The 677-nt window shown below is 65.3% G+C and carries 1 protein-coding gene; it reads right to left on the bottom strand.

From position 1 onward, the window contains the following. Window positions 1-677, bottom strand: a 677-nt coding sequence (locus IVA82_RS49040) for an IS110 family transposase (protein WP_247493251.1), incomplete at both ends; no start/stop codon positions are given.

The following is a 677-nucleotide window of genomic DNA, read 5'->3' as shown; positions in this document are numbered from 1 at the left end:
CGGATGTCCGGCTTGAAGTTGCATTGCGCGGGTCTTGTTGGCCACCAGGGCTGGGCGCGCCCACAGGTAATCTTCGCCCTTCGTCAACAAATGCCAGCAGAGCACAGTGAGCTTGCGAGCCACGGCCACCGCGGCGATCTGATGGCCGCGCCGGGCGCGGATGCGGACGAAAAAAGCATGCAGTGGACCGGGCGCCTTGGCCGCTGCCCAGGCCGCCTCGACCAGCATGGCGCGCGCGTGAGAACGGCCGATCTTGCTGATGCGACCGTGATGGGCAGCTCCCAGTCCCGACTGCCGCACCCGCGGGTTCAGCCCGAAATAGCTCACCAGCTTCTGGGGGCTGTTGAACCGGCCGATGTCGCCGATCGCCGCCACGATCCCGGCGGCGACCGCCAGATTGACGCCGGTGATTGTCATCAATCTATTGACCGCGGGATCGTCCATGGCGTCCTGCGCAATTTCGCGGTCGAGCAGGGCCAGGTCTTCCGCCAACCGGTCAAGTTCACGGACGTGCCGATCGATCGCTGCGCGTTCATCGTCCGGCAACTGTTGAGCGGCCAACCACGCCCGGCCGCGGGCGTTGAAAAGATCGGCATGCGGGCACTTCGGGATCAGGTGCGCGTGCAGGATTGAATGCACCTCGTTCTTGAGCCGCGTGCGATGTCGCACGACCTGGT

The sequence above is a fragment of the Bradyrhizobium sp. 142 genome, assembly GCF_023074015.1.
Classification (GTDB): domain Bacteria; phylum Pseudomonadota; class Alphaproteobacteria; order Rhizobiales; family Xanthobacteraceae; genus Bradyrhizobium.
This window is presented reverse-complemented; position numbering and strand designations above follow the sequence as displayed.